Annotated in this window: 15 protein-coding genes; 7 read left to right on the top strand and 8 right to left on the bottom strand. The window is 74.3% G+C overall.

What is annotated here, in order from left to right:
* Window positions 1-29: 29 nt before the first annotated feature.
* The 3 genes from ACWDBE_RS03970 to ACWDBE_RS03960 all read right to left on the bottom strand — a co-directional run bounded on the left by ACWDBE_RS03970 (window position 30) and on the right by ACWDBE_RS03960 (window position 1,455).
* The gene (locus tag ACWDBE_RS03970) at window positions 30-413 is read right to left on the bottom strand and encodes a barstar family protein (protein WP_449787710.1); all 384 of its coding nucleotides are present in this window, start codon (window positions 411-413) and stop codon (window positions 30-32) included.
* Window positions 414-466: 53 nt separating this feature from the next.
* Window positions 467-1,120, bottom strand: a complete 654-nt coding sequence (locus ACWDBE_RS03965) for a 4'-phosphopantetheinyl transferase family protein (protein ID WP_449807146.1) — start codon at window positions 1,118-1,120, stop codon at window positions 467-469.
* Window positions 1,121-1,263: 143 nt separating this feature from the next.
* On the bottom strand, window positions 1,264-1,455 hold the full coding sequence (locus ACWDBE_RS03960) for a hypothetical protein (protein ID WP_449787708.1): 192 nt from the start codon (window positions 1,453-1,455) through the stop codon (window positions 1,264-1,266).
* Window positions 1,456-1,723: 268 nt separating this feature from the next.
* On the opposite strand from ACWDBE_RS03960, the gene ACWDBE_RS03955 reads away from it, so the two are divergent.
* The gene (locus ACWDBE_RS03955) at window positions 1,724-2,209 is read left to right on the top strand and encodes a cysteine/serine endopeptidase inhibitor (RefSeq protein WP_402408932.1); all 486 of its coding nucleotides are present in this window, start codon (window positions 1,724-1,726) and stop codon (window positions 2,207-2,209) included.
* A 114-nt stretch (window positions 2,210-2,323) separates the two neighbouring features.
* On the opposite strand, the gene ACWDBE_RS03950 is transcribed toward ACWDBE_RS03955, so the two are convergent.
* On the bottom strand, window positions 2,324-3,229 hold the full coding sequence (locus ACWDBE_RS03950) for a LysR family transcriptional regulator (RefSeq protein ID WP_449787707.1): 906 nt from the start codon (window positions 3,227-3,229) through the stop codon (window positions 2,324-2,326).
* Window positions 3,230-3,357: 128 nt separating this feature from the next.
* On the opposite strand from ACWDBE_RS03950, the gene ACWDBE_RS03945 reads away from it, so the two are divergent.
* The 6 genes from ACWDBE_RS03945 to ACWDBE_RS03920 all read left to right on the top strand — a co-directional run bounded on the left by ACWDBE_RS03945 (window position 3,358) and on the right by ACWDBE_RS03920 (window position 9,289).
* Window positions 3,358-4,296: an FAD-dependent oxidoreductase gene (locus ACWDBE_RS03945; protein WP_449787706.1), complete on the top strand. Its 939-nt coding sequence runs from the start codon at window positions 3,358-3,360 to the stop codon at window positions 4,294-4,296.
* Window positions 4,297-4,866: 570 nt separating this feature from the next.
* Window positions 4,867-6,255, top strand: coding sequence for an NAD(P)/FAD-dependent oxidoreductase (locus tag ACWDBE_RS03940; protein ID WP_449807145.1), 1,389 nt, complete (start codon window positions 4,867-4,869; stop codon window positions 6,253-6,255).
* Between the two features lie 274 nt (window positions 6,256-6,529).
* Window positions 6,530-7,492, top strand: coding sequence for a DUF6528 family protein (locus ACWDBE_RS03935; RefSeq protein ID WP_449807144.1), 963 nt, complete (start codon window positions 6,530-6,532; stop codon window positions 7,490-7,492).
* A 371-nt stretch (window positions 7,493-7,863) separates the two neighbouring features.
* Window positions 7,864-8,061, top strand: a complete 198-nt coding sequence (locus ACWDBE_RS03930) for a hypothetical protein (protein WP_392879757.1) — start codon at window positions 7,864-7,866, stop codon at window positions 8,059-8,061.
* Entirely contained in the window at window positions 8,058-8,648 is a 591-nt protein-coding gene (locus ACWDBE_RS03925) for an acyl-CoA thioesterase (RefSeq protein ID WP_449787704.1), read from the top strand. Before ACWDBE_RS03930 ends, ACWDBE_RS03925 begins: the two co-directional genes overlap by 4 nt.
* A 245-nt stretch (window positions 8,649-8,893) precedes the next feature.
* A complete protein-coding gene (locus tag ACWDBE_RS03920; RefSeq protein ID WP_449787703.1) occupies window positions 8,894-9,289 on the top strand; it encodes a DUF2267 domain-containing protein in 396 nt (131 codons plus the stop codon).
* 25 nt (window positions 9,290-9,314) lie between these two features.
* Here ACWDBE_RS03920 and manA read toward each other — a convergent pair whose 3' ends face one another.
* The 4 genes from manA to ACWDBE_RS03900 all read right to left on the bottom strand — a co-directional run bounded on the left by manA (window position 9,315) and on the right by ACWDBE_RS03900 (window position 16,005).
* Window positions 9,315-10,547: a mannose-6-phosphate isomerase, class I gene (gene manA, locus ACWDBE_RS03915; RefSeq protein ID WP_449807143.1), complete on the bottom strand. Its 1,233-nt coding sequence runs from the start codon at window positions 10,545-10,547 to the stop codon at window positions 9,315-9,317.
* A gap of 20 nt (window positions 10,548-10,567) precedes the next feature.
* A complete protein-coding gene (locus ACWDBE_RS03910; protein WP_449807142.1) occupies window positions 10,568-11,521 on the bottom strand; it encodes an ROK family protein in 954 nt (317 codons plus the stop codon).
* A gap of 104 nt (window positions 11,522-11,625) precedes the next feature.
* Complete coding sequence (locus tag ACWDBE_RS03905; protein WP_449807141.1) at window positions 11,626-14,667, bottom strand: alpha-mannosidase; 3,042 nt, start codon at window positions 14,665-14,667, stop codon at window positions 11,626-11,628.
* Between the two features lie 81 nt (window positions 14,668-14,748).
* Complete coding sequence (locus ACWDBE_RS03900) at window positions 14,749-16,005, bottom strand: glycoside hydrolase 5 family protein (protein WP_449807140.1); 1,257 nt, start codon at window positions 16,003-16,005, stop codon at window positions 14,749-14,751.
* Window positions 16,006-16,022 lie beyond the last annotated feature (17 nt).

Here is a 16,022-nt window from a genome sequence, read left to right as displayed (position 1 = left end):
GGCCCCGGCAAGGGTCCGGGAGACGGGCCCTACGCCAGGCGCAGACCGCCCGGGTGCTCCTCCTCGATGATCCGGACCAGCCAGTCGAAGACCGTCGGCCCCCGGCCCTCCCGGGCGGCCGTCAGCTCGGCGGTGATGTGCGCCCGGTTGGTCGGGTGGGCGCGGTCCAACCGCCGTTCCAGCTGACGGACCGTCTCCGGGTAGCCGAGGTTGCGGCGGGAGACCTCGTGGTGGCGCCACTCGATGACCCAGTCACCGTCGTCCGGCGTGCCGTATCCCCCGCGCAGACAATCGGCGAAGGCGTCGAGGTTGCGGCCGAAGTAGCCGTCCGCCCCGATGGTCCGCCCGGCCGCCTCCCAGAAGTCCTCCAGGGTCTTGATCCCGTCGCCGTCGATCACATAGGTCACCGTCACGGGGACGAGGATATGCGGCGCCGACGGCGGGTCGGGGGCGGAACGGGGGCCGGTCAGGGGGAGACCGCGATCGCGGTGGCGAGCAGTCCGTTCCGGACCGCCCAGCGGCCGTCGAAGCCGTCGATCCGGCGGCCGTCGACCACCGGGCCGGGCACGAGCAGCCGGGCGGTGAAGGTGCCGTCGGGGGAGAGGTCCAGCTCGGCCTCGCTGAAGTCCAGGAAGAGCAGGGTCAACGGGAACCAGGCCTTGTAGACCGACTCCTTGGCGCTGAACAGGATGCGGTCCCACGGGACGCCCGGGTGCTCGGCGGTCAGCTTGGCGAGCCGCTGCTGCTCGACCGGCAGCGCGATGGCCTCCTGGACGCCCTCCGGCAGCGGCAGCGCGGGCTCGGCGTCGATGCCGACGGAGGCGAGGGTGCCGGCCCGGGCCACGGCCGCCGCGCGGAAGCCGTCGCAGTGGGTGAGGCTGCCGACCACGCCGTCCGGCCAGCTCGGCGCGCCGCGCAGGCCGGGGACGAGCGGCTGGTACGGGACGCCGAGTCGGGTGAGTGCGGCCCGGGCGCAGTGCCGGACGGTGGTGAACTCGCGGCGCCGCTTGTCGACGGCGCGGGCGATGATCGCTTCCTCCTCGGGCTCCAGCTTGGCCTCCGGCGGGTCGAGGTAGGCCACCTCGGTCACCACGACGTCCGGCAGCAGGTCCCCGATCATCCGTTCCCCCCTCGGTCGGCTGCGCGGGTGGTCGCCGCGCGGGACGAGGGTAACCCGGACGGAGGGATCTTGGTGGGCTGATCGGAGACCGCGGCCGGGGCGCCCGGCTGCTCGGAGGCGGCTGCCGCCTCGCGCAGGGCTTGTTACTCGGTGAGCAGGCGGGCGAAGTCCAGTCCGAGGCTGCCGAGGACGGGCAGCGCGCCGAGGTCGGTGACGCCGGCGACCGGAATGCTGTAGCCCTGGTTCACCTCGCGGGGTGCCGCACCGGCGGTGACGGGTGCGGTGGCCGGGAGCAGGACGGTGCCGAGCAGCAGGGCGACGAGCGAGGTGCGCATCTGAGGGGGCCTCCGGAGGGGGACGGGTGACGGCCTGTCAACACCCTGCGTGCCGGGGCGGTCACGCATCTTCGTCCCTTCGGGCGCATTGGTAAAGATGCCTGCCTTGTGTTCATGCCAACACCGTGGAGGTCTGGACCACAATGCGCTCGAACGCATACGTTCCCTCCACGGGGGCGGGCGTTCGATCGATGAACTGCTGTGCGGTTCGCCGGACTTATCGCCTGTCATGCCCATGACCTGCACTGCAACCGGAGGGAACGAACCCATGCGCGCCATCGGCAAGAACCTCAGGATCCTCGCGGGCGCCCCGCTCGCCGCAGCCGCCCTCATCGCCCTCTCGGCCGGCTCCGCCAGCGCCGCGATACCGATCAACCAGCCCATGTCCGGCAAGGCCACCTACTACAACGACGCCGGCTACGGTGCCTGTGGCACCCAGATCAATGCCGCGACCCAGATGCTGGTCGCCGTCTCGCACACCTGGTGGACCACCGCCAACCCGAACAACGACCCGGTCTGCAAGGGCATTTCGGTCAAGGTCACCTACCAGGGCAAGACCATCACCGTCCCGGTGAAGGACCAGTGTCCGTCCTGTGACTCCACCCACATCGACCTCAGTCAGCCGGCGTTCGCCAAGCTGGCCCCGCTGGACAAGGGCGTCATCACCGGCCTGAGCTGGCAGTTCGTCAAGACCGCGCTGAACGGCAAGACGGTCGAGCTGTCCGCCCCGATCACCGGCTCCACCATCGGCTGAGCCGGCCCCCGAACGGCCGTGCCCGCCCCCGCGGCATGACGGGGGCGGGCACGGCTGCCGTCGGAGGGCCGGTGGCTGCTCGGCAGGGCACGGGCGAGAACCGGCCGTTCGGGATCACGGCCGGCCGCCGCCGAGCGGCGGGGCCATCGCGAGCAGCAGCTGGACGGCCGGGGGCGCGGTCCGCGGATTGTGGGCGAGCCCCAGGGTGACGGTCGGCACCGGGGCGGTGAGGCGGCGCAGGCAGACGCCGGGGATCCGGAACACCCGGGCCCGCCCCTCGGGGATGGGCGCGATGCCGTAACCCGCCGCCACCGCCAGCAACAGCTGCTCGTCGTCCGGCTCCTCCCGGACGATCCGCGGCGAACCGCCGGGCCACAGCTGCCCCGTGATCAGCGCGTGCATCCCGGGCCCGTTCTCACGCGGCCACAGCACCACCGGCTCGTCCACGATCCGGTGCCGGCCGATCCGGGCCCGGCCGCGGGCGAGCGGATGGCCGGCCGGCACGGCGAGCAGCAACTCCTCCTCGGCGATGATCCGGCAGGCGAGCTCGGGGACGTCCAGCGGCGGCCGGACGAACGCCGCGTCCAGCCGCCCGGCGAGCAACTCGCCGACGCTGTGCGAGGTCCAGGCGGTCTGAAGTGCGACGTCCAGCCGCGGGTACCGGTTGCGGAACTCCGTCACCAGGGCGTCGCAGACCCCGCCGCGGGCGGAGCGGGTGTACGCCACGCGCAGCCTCCCCTCCCGCCCCCGCACCACCGCTGCGACCCGCTCCTCGGCCGCCGCCACCTCCCGCAGCACCCGCCGGACCTCCTCCGCGACGGCCCGCCCGACCGGGGTCAGCGCGCAGCCCTTGCTGGTCCGCTCCACCAGCTCTGCGCCCAGCTGCCGCTCCAGCGCCTTGATCTGCTGGCTGAGCGCCGGCTGCGCCACGTGCAGCCGCCGGGCGGCCCGGGTGAAGTTCAACTCCTCGGCCAGCACGGAGAAGTAGCGCATCCGGCGCAGATCCAGACGCAGGTCCATCCGGCGATGATAAGCGCGGGTTATCGCACCCGGACAGAACCGGTCTTGGACGGCCTCCGGCGCGACCGGCTTTCCTGGAGACGGCCGCCGGCACCCCGGCGGGCAGGCCTTCGAGGGAGGAGTTCACGATGGACGTCGTCGTGGTCGGAAGCGGAGTCATCGGGCTCACCACAGCGATCCGACTGCAGGAGAAGGGACTTCGGGTCGTCGTGGTGACGGCGGACGGCCTGCTGTCGACGACCTCGGCCGTCGCCGCGGCCGTCTGGTTCCCGGTCGCCACCGGCACCGACCGCCGGGTGGCGGACTGGTCCGCCACCGCCTTCGCCGAATTCGTCCGCCAGACCGAGCAGGGCGTCCCCGGCGTCTCGATGCGCAGGACCCGGATGCTGGAGCACGAGCGGCAGCCGGAGGGCCTGCCCTGGTGGGGCGAGGCCGTCCCCGACCTGCGCCGGCTGACCGCCGCCGAACACGGACCGGACTGCGCGGACGGCTGGTCCTTCACCGCCCCCGCCATCGAGATGCCGCTCTACCTGCCCTGGCTGCTCGGCCGGTTCGTCGACAACGGCGGCGAGGTCGTCCAGCGCCGCCTCGACGCCCTCGACCAGGCCCTCGCCTGGGCGCCCGTCGTCGTCAACGCCACCGGAATCGGCGCCCGGCAGCTCTGCGACGACCGGGCCGTGCACCCGGTGCGCGGCCAGCTCGTCCTCGTCCGCAACCCCGGACTGCCCAGCTCGACCCGCATCCAGGACGACCCGGCCGGCTACACCTACATCCACCCCCGCAGCGCCGACGTCGTCCTCGGCGGCACCTTCGAACCGGACGACTGGAACACCACCCCCGACCCGGCCACCGCCGAGGCGATCCTCGCCCGCTGCACGGCCCGCATCCCCGAACTCCGCCACGCCCGCGTCATCGGCCACGCCGTCGGCCTGCGCCCCGCCCGCCACGGCGGCCCCCGCCTCGAAGCGGAACCGGGCGGCCGGATCGTCCACAACTACGGCCACGGCGGCGCCGGCGTCACCCTCAGCTGGGGCTGCGCCGACGCCGCGGCCGCGCTGGTGGGGTGACCGGGCGGCCCGCCCGAGACCGTCACCCCCGCCGGACGGGGGCAGCCACCCGTGCTCCGGTCCGTCCAGGTCCTCGACGGCCCCCCATCAGAGACCGCTCACCGTCTGCGCCACCACCTCCCGCTGCTCCCCGCCCTCCATCGTCCCGCCCGTACGGATCCGCACCTGAGGCCCACGGGGCGGGGGCGCGGGGGTGCGGCGGGGGAGCGGTTCGGGAAGGTGGTGCCTGCCGACCCGGTGGTGGGGCGGCGGTGACCAGAGGGGATTGCCGGGACGGCCGAGAAGCCGGTGCTGTACGTCGTGGTCTGTGCGGCGGGGGCCGCGGGCGGGATCGGGGAGTCCGGGTGGCGCATCCGGCGTACGAGGAGAGCCTGGCGAAGCTGCGGCGGACGGGGGTGCGGATCGCGGACTTCGTGCCCGGCTCGTACAGCTGGACACGGGCGCTGGAGCCGTTGCGCGACTGACAGGGTGGCTGGTCGGGGCCGGCGATCCTTGCACTGTGAGGGGTGGCCCGCATCGACCCGCCGGAGGTAGCGTCCGGGCAGGTCAGCGAGGGTGTGGGAGGTTCCGGTGGCGGCGGTCAACGGCGAGGTGTCGTTCTGGTACGCGGCGGACGGGGTGCCCGAGGCGGGTCCCGCCCTGCCGGGGAGCCGGGACGTCGACGTGTGCATCGTCGGCGGCGGGTACACCGGTCTCTGGACGGCCTACTACCTGAAGAAGGCCGACCCCTCCCTGCGGGTCGCCGTCCTCGAACAGCGCTTCTGCGGCTACGGCGCCTCCGGGCGCAACGGCGGCTGGCTGTACAACGGCTTCGCGGGGCGCGGCGCGTTCGCCAAGCGGTACGGGCGGCAGCGTGCGGCGGCGATGCAGCGGATGATGGACGCGGCGGTCGGGGAGGTTGTCGACGTCGCCGCGGCCGAGGGGATCGAGGCGGACATCGTCCGCGGCGGCGTCCTCGAAGTAGCCCGCAGCAAGCCGCAGTTGGAGCGCCTGCGCGAGCACGTCGAGGGCGAGCGGGCCTACGGCGAAGGCCGGGTCGAGCTGCTCGGGGAGAAGGAGGCACGAGACCGGATCGACGTCGCCGGCACCATCGGCGGCTGCTGGACCCGGTACGGCGCCCGCATCCAGCCCGCGAAGCTCGCCCGCGGACTCGCCCGCACGGTACGCGAGTCGGGCGTCGATGTGTACGAGGGGACGACCGTCACCGCGATCCTGCCCGGCGGCGGCCACCGCAAGCCCCGCGCCGTCACGCCGTACGGCACCGTCACCGCCGACCAGGTGCTGCGCGCCACCGAGGGGTTCACGGCCGGGCTGCGCGGCGAGAAGCGCACCTGGCTGCCGATGAACTCCGCGATGGTGGCCACCGAGCCGCTGCCCGCCGAGTTCTGGGCGGAGACCGGCTGGCAGGGCCGCGAGGTGCTGGGCGACTTCGCCCACGCCTACATGTACGCCCAGCGCACCGCCGACGACCGGATCGCGCTCGGCGGGCGGGGCGTGCCGTACCGGTTCGGCTCGCGCACGGACTCGGACGGCAGCACCCAGGTGGAGACGGTGCGCCAGCTCCGCCGGATCCTCGACCGCTTCTTCCCGGCCGCCGCGCACGCGCGGATCGACCATGCCTGGGCGGGCGTGCTCGGCGTCCCCAGGGACTGGTGCGCCACCGTCGAGCTGGACCGGGTGAGCGGGCTCGGCTGGGCGGGCGGGTACGTCGGCAGCGGGGTGACCACCACCAACCTGGCCGGCCGCACCCTGCGGGACCTGGTGCTCGGCCGGGACACCGAGCTGACCCGGCTGCCCTGGGTCGGCCACACCGTGCGGCGCTGGGAGCCGGAGCCGCTGCGCTGGCTCGGCGTGCACGCGATGTACGCCGCGTACCACGCCGCCGACCAGCAGGAGGCGGCCGGCCGGGCCACCACCTCGCCGATCGCCCGGGTCGCGGACGTCGTCGCCGGGCGCTGAGCCTTCGGGTGTGCTGAGCCTTCGGGTGTGCTGAGCCTTCGGCTGCCCTGCGCCTCCGGACGCCGAACGGGCGGCGCCGGAACGCAGGGTTGACGTCCCGACGTGTCCGTACCGCGTTGCGTCGACCGCCGGTGGGACCGTCCCGCCACGATGTGCGGATGACAGTGAACGAGGTGGATCCGCCGACGGCTCCGCACGATCCACCACCGCGCATCGATGGTCCGTTCGGACGTGCCGCCGAGCGGATTCGCCACGCAGCAACGACGGTGAAGGCGTGCTGAGGAGAACACCGCCGGCCCTCGCGGTCGCCCTGCTGCTCTGCGCGCCGACGGCCGGCGCGTGGGCCGGTTCGCCGGGTCGGCAGGTCGCGGTGGTGGACCAGGCCTCGCGCAGCGTGCTGGTGTTGCAGAGCGCCGAGGAGCTGATGGCCTATCGCGGGCCGGACCGGCTGCCGGTGGTCTGGGGCTGGAGCGCCGACCGGGCACCGGAGTTGGCGGATCTGACGCCCGCACGCAGCTGGACCAACCCGGACGAGGCGAAGTCCCGCGTCCGGCACGGGCGGCGCTACCTGCTGACGACCGCCTCCGGAGGGCTCGCCGCCGTCGTGGAGACCACCACCGGCCGGGCCCACTGGGCGGCGGACCTGGGGACGGCCGTCAACCCGCACAGCATCGAGCTGCTGCCGGACGGCAACGTGGCCGTGGCCGCGAGTTCGGGCGCCTGGGTGCGGCTGTACGCGGCCTCACAGGGCCCGCGGGCCGCGACGTACGCGCAGTTCCCGCTGCCGGGTGCGCACGGGGTGCACTGGGACGGCCGGACCGGCCTGCTCTGGGCGCTCGGGGACTCGGCACTGACCGCGCTGCGGGTCGGCGGCACCCCGGCCGCGCCGACGCTCGACGCCGTGCGGACGAGCCCCCTGCCGGGGAGCGGGGGGCACGACCTGGCCGCCGTCCTGGCGGCTCCCGGGGGGTTCTGGGTGACCACCTCGGACGGCCTGTGGCGCTACGACCCGGCCACCGGCCGCTTCACCGCCGTGCACCTGGCCGATCCGGCCGCCGAGCGGGACCTCAAGAGCGTCGGCGACGAGCCGGGCACGGGCCGGCTGCTCACCGTGGCGCCCGAACACGAGGCTCCGTGCGACTGGTGCACCTCGGTGATCACCCTGCACCGGCCGGAGGGTTCGCGGTCGCTGCGCGGCGCGCACCTGTACAAGGCGAGGTGGTGGAGTGGCTGCTAGCAGACTTCGGCGTGCGGGGAGCCCATCCTGGGGCGCGCGTCGGAAATTCCACCCGAATTGCGGACGGCATTCGACTGATGGGGCATATTGTGTACACCGACAAACTACTCCGATGGTGGTCAGTTTCCCGTCGCGGTCCGCAAACCATCAGTCGACCCCGGTCGGCTGGGATAGCGTCGTGGGGTCGGGGGGTCGACACCGATCCGGTGTAATCGAACGCTAGCTACCGGGCCGTAACGGCCGAATGAGTCATGGAGAAAATCATGCGGAATTTCCCTGCGGAAAACCGGCCGGACGGAGTTGACGACCTTCAGCTCGCGATGGAATCACTGGCAGCCTTCCCGTCCCGTAACGCGGGGAGCGGGGCGGACGTGACCGAGCGGCTCGCGGCCGTTCACGACCTCTGCCGCGCGGTCGACGGGGTGCTGGACAGCCTGGTCGTCCAGGCGGCGGCCGAGGCGGCCGAGGAGGGGTGGACCGCGGCCCGGATGGCGGCCGAACACTCCGGCTACTACGCCAGGTTGCAGCGCGCGCTGCTCCCCGCCGGTGCCGGGCTGACCCGGCAGTGAACGCGGTGCAACCGGGCGTGCACGTGCTGTCCTGCCCCACCCGGTGGAGCGACGTCGACGAGAACGGGCACATCAACAACGCGCGTCTGGTCGGCTACGTCCAGGAGGGGATTTACGACCTGTTCAGCCACCACGAAACGGCAGTACGGGAATCGCTGTTCCCGTCCGGATTCATTATCGCCAGGCACGAGATCGACTACCTGGAGCAGTTGCACCACCGGCCCGAGCCGTTGTCGGTGCGGCTCACCGTGGAACGGCTCGGACGGAGTTCCGCGCAGGTCGAGGTGAATGTCTGCCGGGACCGGATCACCTTTATGCGGGCACGGACGGTGGTGGTCGCCCGGGACCGCGAGTCCGGCCGCTCACGGGCGCTGAGCCCGGCCGAGCGGAGCTTTCTCTCGGCGTTCATGGCGGACGCGGCCCGCGCCCAGGCGGCCCTGGCGGCCACCACGGTGACCGCGGCCACGGCGGTGAGCACGGCCGGGGTGGCCGCGACGCCGCCGGCGCAGCGGGTTCCGGCCGGTGCGGCCGCCGCCGCGGTGCCGTCGCGCCGACCGCGCAGGCGGTGCCACGCCTCGGTGCGATGAACCGCCGCCCGGGTCCGGTGGCGTGGCCGGCGGCGGCGATCCCGCCCGGTCGGCCCCCCGGTCTCGGGGGCGTCCGTACGGTTCCTTGACGGCCGGCCGCTTCCGCGGGCGCCGGGGCGAGTTACGCTGAGCAGCACGGGCACCGGTACGTTCCACGGTGGTCACGGGCTGCGACCTCCCTGCTGGTCCAGGGCGAGCGGGCCGCCGTCGGGCCGGCCGGCGCCGCCGACCGGAAGGAGGACGCGATGACCATCTCCTGGGAGGACTTCCTCGCCCGCGTGGTGGAGCGCGGCGAGTACCGGGGCCAGGCCGAGGCGGATCACGCCGCCCGGGTCGTGCTGGCCCTGCTCGGCGAGCACCTGGTGGGGTCCGAGCGGGTCGAACTCGCCGACGCGCTGCCCGTCACCTACGCCCCGCTGCTGCGCGACGCCGCGCCCGCGTCCGAGCCGCTGACCGCCGAACGCTTCGTGCAGGCCGTGGTGGGGTGGATCGACGGCGCAACCCCGGCGACGGCGCAGTGGGACATCGGGGCCGTGCTGAGCACCGTCGCCGACCTGGTCCCCGGGGAGCTGCTGGACCGGGTGATCCAGCAACTCCCGGACGGCTACGACCTGCTGTTCGGCCACCCGGCACGGGCCTGAGCGCAGGGCAGGCCCGCCCCGGTAGCTACCCCGTGGTGGCCCGGAACAGCTCCGCGCCCGGGCCGGTCAGCTCGACCGGCCCGGCGCCCGGGCGGAGGTAGGCCGACGCGCCCGCCGGGAGCGGGAGTTCGGCGCCGCCGGGTGCCCGCAGGCGGGCCCACCCGGAGACGCAGAGCAGGATCTGCGGGGTGGCGAGTTCGACGCGGACGGCGACGGCGCCGGGGCGCAGCCGGGAGAGCCCGAACTCCTCGGCGGGTGAGGCGAAAGCCTCCTCGCCGTCGCGCCCCGTCGGGCGCGGTACGAGCACCTCGGGTTCCCCGGTGCGGAAGGACGTGACCGCCAGCAGGCCGTCCGGGTCGACGTGCTTGGCGGTGAGCCCGCAGCGCAGCACGTTGTCCGACTCGGCCATCAACTCCACGCCCACGCCCCGCAGATAGGCGTGCGGCACCCCGGCGTCCAGGTACAGGGCCTGCCCGGCGCCGAGTCGGACGTGGTTGAGCGGCAGCGCGGCGAGCAGCCCGCGGTCACCGGGGTACTCCTCGGCGAGGCGGACGTACGCGGCGCAGCTCGCGCCGTACGGTCCGCCGGCCGCCGCGGCGCTCCGCAAGGCCCCGGTGACGGCGGCCAGTTCGGCGGCGTCGGCGTTCAGCCCGGCGCGCAGCAGCTCGGGCAGCACGGCCTCGGCGGGCCGGGTACGCAGGGCGGCGGCCCAGGACGGGAGCACGCCGAGGGCGTCCAGCAGCCGGGCGGTGGCGGCGGCCGGCCGGAAGCCGCACAGCGCCTCGAAGTCGCCGAGGGCGCAGATGAGTTCGGGCTTGTGCCCGCGGTCCTTGAACACCCGCTCCGGCGCGTCCGGCGGGATGCCCCTGGCCTGCTCCGCGGCGTAGCCGGCCTCGGCCTGGGCGCGGGTGGGGTGGACCTGGAGGGAGAGGGCCCGGTCGGCGGCCAGCACCTTGAACAGGAACGGCAGCGCCGGGCCGAACCGCCGTACGGTGTCCGGTCCGAGCAGGCCGTCCGGGTCGGCGTCGATCAGCTCGTTCAGCGGCTGCGGGACATCGCCGTCGCCGTCGCCGTTGGTGCCGTCGCCGGTGACGAGCAGCGACGGCGCCGACGGGTGGGCGCCCAGCCAGAGTTCGGCTTGCGGGGTGCCGTCGGGCGCGGTGCCGGTGAGCGCGGGGATGGCGGTGGGCGAACCCCAGGCGTACCGGCGGACGGGGTTGCGCAGGAGGGCGAAGGGCGGCAGCGGGGACGGCGGCATGCGGGCGGCTCCGGGCGGGCTCAGCGGCAGAGCGCGGCGGCGCCGATCAGCCCGGCGTCGGTGCCGAGTTCGGCGCGGCGCACGTCCAGGCCGCGGACGTACGAGAGGGCGGCGTAGCGGTCCAGGTGTCGGGCGAGCGGGGTGAACAGCACGTCCCCGGCGGCGGCCACCCCGCCGCCGACGACGACCCGGGAGAGGTCCACCAGGGCGGCCGTGGCGGCGATCCCGGCGGCCAGCGCCTGGGCGGCGCGGTCGAAGGAGGCCAGCGCGACACGGTCACCCGCGGCGGCGGAGGCGGCGACGGCGCGGGCCGTCCGGTCGCCGTCCGCGGGCCGCCAGCCCTCGGCGAGGGCCCGGCGGGCGATCGCGGTGCCGCTGGCCAGGCCCTCCAGGCAGCCGCGGGAGCCGCACGGGCAGGGCTCGCCGTCCAGGTCGACGGCGATGTGGCCGAGGTGGCCGGCGTTGCCGCTGGGGCCGGGGCGCACCGCGCCGTCGAGTACCAGTCCGGCGCCGACGCCGGTGGACACCACCAGGCAGAGCGCGTTGTCGGCGCCCCGGGCCGCGCCCTGCCAGTGCTCGGCGGCGGCCATCGCCACGCCGTCCCCGGCCAGCCGGACGGGCAGGGGGGCGCGGGCGGCCGCCGCCGGGTGCGCGGCGACCGCCGGGTGCGCGGCGACCGCGTCGACCAGCGGGAAGCCGCGCCAGCCGGGGATGTTGACCGGGCTGACGGTGCCGCCGGCGAGGTCGACCGGGCCGGCGCTGCCGATCCCGACGGCCGTCACGGCGGCCCAGTCGGCCGTCCCGGCGAGCCGTTCCAGCACCTGGTGCACCACGGCGAGCACGGCCGCGCCCGGCTCGGTGGCAGGGGTGGGCAGCTGGAGCCGGTGCCGCAGCCCTCCGTCGGCGTCGACCAGCGCCCCGGCGATCTTGGTGCCGCCGATGTCGAGGGCGGCGAACAGCGGGGTGACGGGCACGGCGGGCTCCAGATCGGTCGAGGGGCGGCGCTCCGGCCACGGGGCCGAGGCGCCGAACAGCGTAAGAGGGCCGAACATCGTAAGGGCGCCGAACAGCGTACGGCCTAGGCGGAGACCCGCAGGCGCAGGGTCACCAGCTCGAACGGGCGCAGCTCGAGCCGCACCGCGCCGTCCTCGAACGCGACCTCGCCGCGGGTGCCGTCCCAGGGCCGTTCCAGCAGATCGCAGGGCACGGCGCCGGCCAGTGGGAAGGAGGTGGTCAGCCGGCCCCGGGCGCGGCCGCCGCCCGCCTCGTAGACCCGGACGACCAGGTCCCCGCTGCGGTCGTCGGCGAGCTTGACGGCGCTCACCACCAGGGCGTCGTTGTCCAGCTCCACCAGCGGTGCGACGCGCTCCGTACTGCCGGTGACCGTCCGCTCGGGCAGGCCGATCCGGTAGCCCTCGCGGACGGCGTCGCCGATCGCCGCGCCCGGCACCAGGGCGTGCCGGAAGCGGTGCAGGCCCTGGTCGGTCTTCGGGTCGGGAAAGCGCGGGGCGCGCAGCAGCGAGAAGCGGACCGTGGTGGTGGTCCCGCCGTCCTCGGCGCGCACCGTGCGGGTGACGTCGTGGCCGTAGGTGGAGGCGGTGACCAGGGCGACGCCCCAGCCGGGCTCCTCGAAGTGGACGAAGCGGTGGTTGCAGGCCTCGAACTTGGCGGCGTCCCAGCTGGTGTTGGTATGGGTGGGCCGGTGGAGGTGGCCGAACTGGGTCTCGGCGGCGTAGCGCTCGGTGTGGACGTCCAGCGGGAACGCGGCCTTGAGGAACTTCTCGGTCTCGTGCCAGTCGACCTCGGTGTCGATGTCCAGCCGCTGCTCGCCGGCCGGCAGGGTGAGGGTCTGGACGACGGTGGAGGAGCCGAAGGAACGGGCGATCCGCACCGAGGCCCCGGCGGGGGACGCGGAGGCGGTGAGCGAGTCGGTGCCGGTGAGGTCGGTGACGGTGTTGCGGTAGAACTGGTCCACGTCCCAGGCGTCCCACATGTTGGGGAAGTCGGGGTGCAGTTGGAGCAGGTTGGCCCGGCTGCCGGGGGCGACGGTCTCCCGGCCGGTCGCGAGCTCGACCACCGAGGCGATCAGGCCGTCCGCGTCCACGACGACCTCCAGCAGCCCGTTGCGCAGCGTGAAGCCGCCCCTGGAGCGCTCGACCGCCTCGCAGGCGCCGCCCGGCACGGCGACGGCGGCGGCCCCTCCGGCCGGCACCGCCGAGCGGGTGTGCGGCGCCGCGTTGAACACCAGCTCGCGCCCGCCGGCGGCCGGCCCGGCCAGCGCCCGCTGGGCCGCGCCGATCAGGCCCTCCAGCTCCCCGGCCAGCGCCGCGTACGTCGCCTCGGCCTCGCGGTGCACCCAGGCGATGGACGAGCCCGGCAGGATGTCGTGGAACTGGTGCAGCAGGACGGTCTTCCAGATCCGGTCCAGCTGCTCGTACGGGTACGCCGCGCCGGTGCGCAACGCGGCGGTGGCGCACCAGAGTTCGGCCTCGCGCAGCAAGTTCTCGCTGCGCCGGTTGCCCTGCTTGGTCCTCGCCTGGCTGGTCAGGGTGGCGCGGTGCAGTTCCAGGTAGAGCTCGCCGACCCAGACCGGCGGGTTCGGGTACTCGGCCTCGGCCTTGGCGAAGAACTCGGCGGGGTTCTCCCAGCGGACGGCGGCCGAGCCCTCCAGGTCCTTCAGTCGGGCCGCCTTGGCGACCATCTCGCGCGTGGTGCCGCCGCCGCCGTCGCCCCAGCCGGTCGGGGCGAGCGAGTGCCGGGCGACGCCCTTGTCCTTGAAGTTCCTCGCCGCGTGGGCGATCTCGCTGCCCTTCATCGAGCAGTTGTAGGTGTCCACCGGCGGGAAGTGGGTGAAGATCCGGGTGCCGTCGATGCCCTCCCAGAGGAAGGTGTGGTGCGGGAACCGGTTCACCTGGCTCCACGAGATCTTCTGGGTCAGCAGCCACTTGGAGCCCGCGTTGCGGATGATCTGCGGCAGGCCGCCGGTGAAGCCGAAGGTGTCCGGCAGCCAGGCCTCGTGGTTCTCCACCCCGAACTCGTCCAGGAAGAACCGCTTGCCGTGCACGAACTGCCGGGCCATCGCCTCCGAGCTCGGCATGTTGGTGTCGGACTCGACCCACATGCCGCCGGCCGGGACGAACCGGCCCTCGGCCACCGCCTTCCGGACCCGGGCGTACACCTCGGGGCGGTGCTCCTTGATCCAGGCGAACTGCTGCGCCTGGGACATGGTGTAGCGGAACTCCGGCTCGTCCTCCAGCAGCGCGGTCATGTTGGCGGTGGTGCGGGCCACCTTGCGGACGGTCTCGCGCAGCGGCCAGAGCCAGGCCGAGTCGATGTGGGCGTGACCGATCGCGCTGATCCGGTGCGCGGACGGCACGGCGGGCGCGGCCAGTACCCCTTCGAGCTGCGACCGGGCGGCGGCAGCGGTGGAGTTGACGTCCTGGAGGTCGATCGCGTCGAGACAGCGCTCGACCGCACGCAGGATCTCCCAGCGGCGGGGGCCCTCCACCGGCAGTTCGGCCATCAGCTCGCCGAGCACCTCCAGGTCCATCACCAGCTGCCAGACCGTCTCGTCGAAGACGGCGAGGTCCATCCGGGCCAGCTTGTACTGCGGCCGGTCGCCGGCCGTCTCCCGGTCGCCCAACTCGGTGGGAAGGAAGGGGTGGTAGTCCAGGATGACCGGGTTGGAGGCGGCCTCGACGTGCAGCAGCACCTGCTCGCCGCCGGCTGCCGGCGCGGCGATCCGCACCCACTGGTTCTGCGGGTTGAGGCCCTTCACCGGGGAGCCGTCGGGGCGGTAGACCAGGCCCTCGCACTGGAAGCCGGGCATGTTGGCGTCGAAGCCGAGGTCGATCAGCGCCTCGACGGTGTGTCCGGCCCAGGCCTCGGGGACGGTTCCGGTCACGGTGATCCAGCTGGTGCCCCAGGGCGCGCCCCAGGCGTCGCCCACCGCGATCGGGGTGCGCGGGGCGGCCAGGCCCTCGGCGACCGGGACGGGCTCGCCGGGTGCCGTCCAGATGCCGACCTCCAGCGGGACGGACTCGGGGTACACGGCCGGACGGATGCGCTCGTCCAGGACGCGCTTGAGGCGGGACTCGACCAGGGTGCGGTCATCGTGCATGTCAGCGGGCTCCGTTGCGTGGCTGCGGGTGCGTGGCAGGGGACGGGGTGGCGGGGGTCGCGTGGCGGAGGGGGGAACGGGCTAGAGCGAACGTACGTCGGCGGGGTGCACCACCTCGGTGATGCCACGCGCCGCGAGGTGGGCGTGGTCCTCGGCGCGTTCGGCGAGCACCGCGGTCGGGCGGGCGCCGTCCTCGGCGAGGCGCATGAACGCCTCGTACACCGGGCCGCCGGGGCCGCAGACCGAGCGGTAGGGCGAGGTGACCTCGTCGCCGGTGGCGACCACCACGGCGGTGCTGCGCGGCTTCGGTGCCTGCCAGGACCGGCGGGCCTCGGCGGCGGCCTCGGCGAGCCGGGCGCCGGCCGGCTTGACCGTCCGGTCGGTGGTCAACAGGCCGAGGCTGTACTCCAGTTCGGGGAAGTCGGCGAGCGATCGGTCCACGTCGTGCGAGCACCACCAGGTGACGCCCCACAGGTCCGGGCAGTCCAGCGCGGCCGCCACGGTGGCACCGGTGAAGCGCGCCGCGTCCTCGGCCGTGATGTGCGGGGCGGGTGCGCCGACCTCCTGCAGCCAGACCGGGCGGGCCGGGTCGTCCGCCCAGGCCTTGGACAGCTCGACCAGGTACGCGGCGTGCTGGGTGGTGGCGGTCGAGTGGGCGCCGTAGCGCTGGGCGGTGCCGTTGAACACCCAGGAGTGCACGGCGGTGGCGGCGCCGATCCGGGCCGAGTGCCAGGGGGTGAAGGGGTGCTCGTCCAGGTACCAGGCCGCGTCGTAGGAGGCGTGCAGGTGCAGCCGGCCGGGGGCGCCCCGCTCGCAGGCGTCGAGCATCCGGCGCAGCCAGGCCTCCGCCTCGGCGGGGGTGGCCCGGTCCGGGTCGGGGTGCGGGGCGCCGGAGAACTGGTTGATCTCGTTGCCGAGCGTCATCCCGAGGAAGTTGGGCCGCTCGCGCAGCGCCCCGGACAGGGCGCGCAGGTAGGCGGCCTGGCCGTCGAGCACCTGCGGGTCGGTGAAGAGGTTGCGCCGGTGCCAGGTGCGGGTCCAGGAGGGGAGGAAGTCGAAGCTGGACAGGTGGCCCTGCAGGCCGTCCACCGCGACGTCCAGCCCGCGCTCGCCGGCCGCGTCCACCAGGGCCGTCAGCTGCTCGACGGCGCGCGGGCGGATCAGCGTGCGGTTGGGCTGGAAGACCGGCCAGAGCGGGAACACCCGGACGTGGTCCAGGCCGAGGGCGGCGATGGAGTCGAGGTCGGCGCGCACGGCGTCGAGGTCGAAGTCGAGCCAGTGGTGGAACCAGCCGGCGCTGGGGGTGTAGTTGACACCGAAGCGGGGAGCGGTGGTCATCGGATGGCTTCCTCAAC

It is taken from the genome of Kitasatospora sp. NPDC001132, assembly GCF_053598415.1.
This window is presented reverse-complemented; position numbering and strand designations above follow the sequence as displayed.

What these genes read in the sequence shown, in the direction of transcription:
- ACWDBE_RS03965 (WP_449807146.1), bottom strand. Translation starts at nt 1,120, where the DNA reads ATGATCGGGGACCTGCTGCCGGACGTCGTGGTGACCGAGGTGGCCTAC.
- ACWDBE_RS03960 (WP_449787708.1), bottom strand. Translation starts at nt 1,455, where the DNA reads ATGCGCACCTCGCTCGTCGCCCTGCTGCTCGGCACCGTCCTGCTCCCG.
- ACWDBE_RS03955 (WP_402408932.1), top strand. Translation starts at nt 1,724, where the DNA reads ATGCGCGCCATCGGCAAGAACCTCAGGATCCTCGCGGGCGCCCCGCTC.
- ACWDBE_RS03950 (WP_449787707.1), bottom strand. Translation starts at nt 3,229, where the DNA reads ATGGACCTGCGTCTGGATCTGCGCCGGATGCGCTACTTCTCCGTGCTG.
- ACWDBE_RS03945 (WP_449787706.1), top strand. Translation starts at nt 3,358, where the DNA reads ATGGACGTCGTCGTGGTCGGAAGCGGAGTCATCGGGCTCACCACAGCG.
- ACWDBE_RS03920 (WP_449787703.1), top strand. Translation starts at nt 8,894, where the DNA reads ATGACCATCTCCTGGGAGGACTTCCTCGCCCGCGTGGTGGAGCGCGGC.
- manA (WP_449807143.1), bottom strand. Translation starts at nt 10,547, where the DNA reads ATGCCGCCGTCCCCGCTGCCGCCCTTCGCCCTCCTGCGCAACCCCGTC.
- ACWDBE_RS03905 (WP_449807141.1), bottom strand. Translation starts at nt 14,667, where the DNA reads ATGCACGATGACCGCACCCTGGTCGAGTCCCGCCTCAAGCGCGTCCTG.
- ACWDBE_RS03900 (WP_449807140.1), bottom strand. Translation starts at nt 16,005, where the DNA reads ATGACCACCGCTCCCCGCTTCGGTGTCAACTACACCCCCAGCGCCGGC.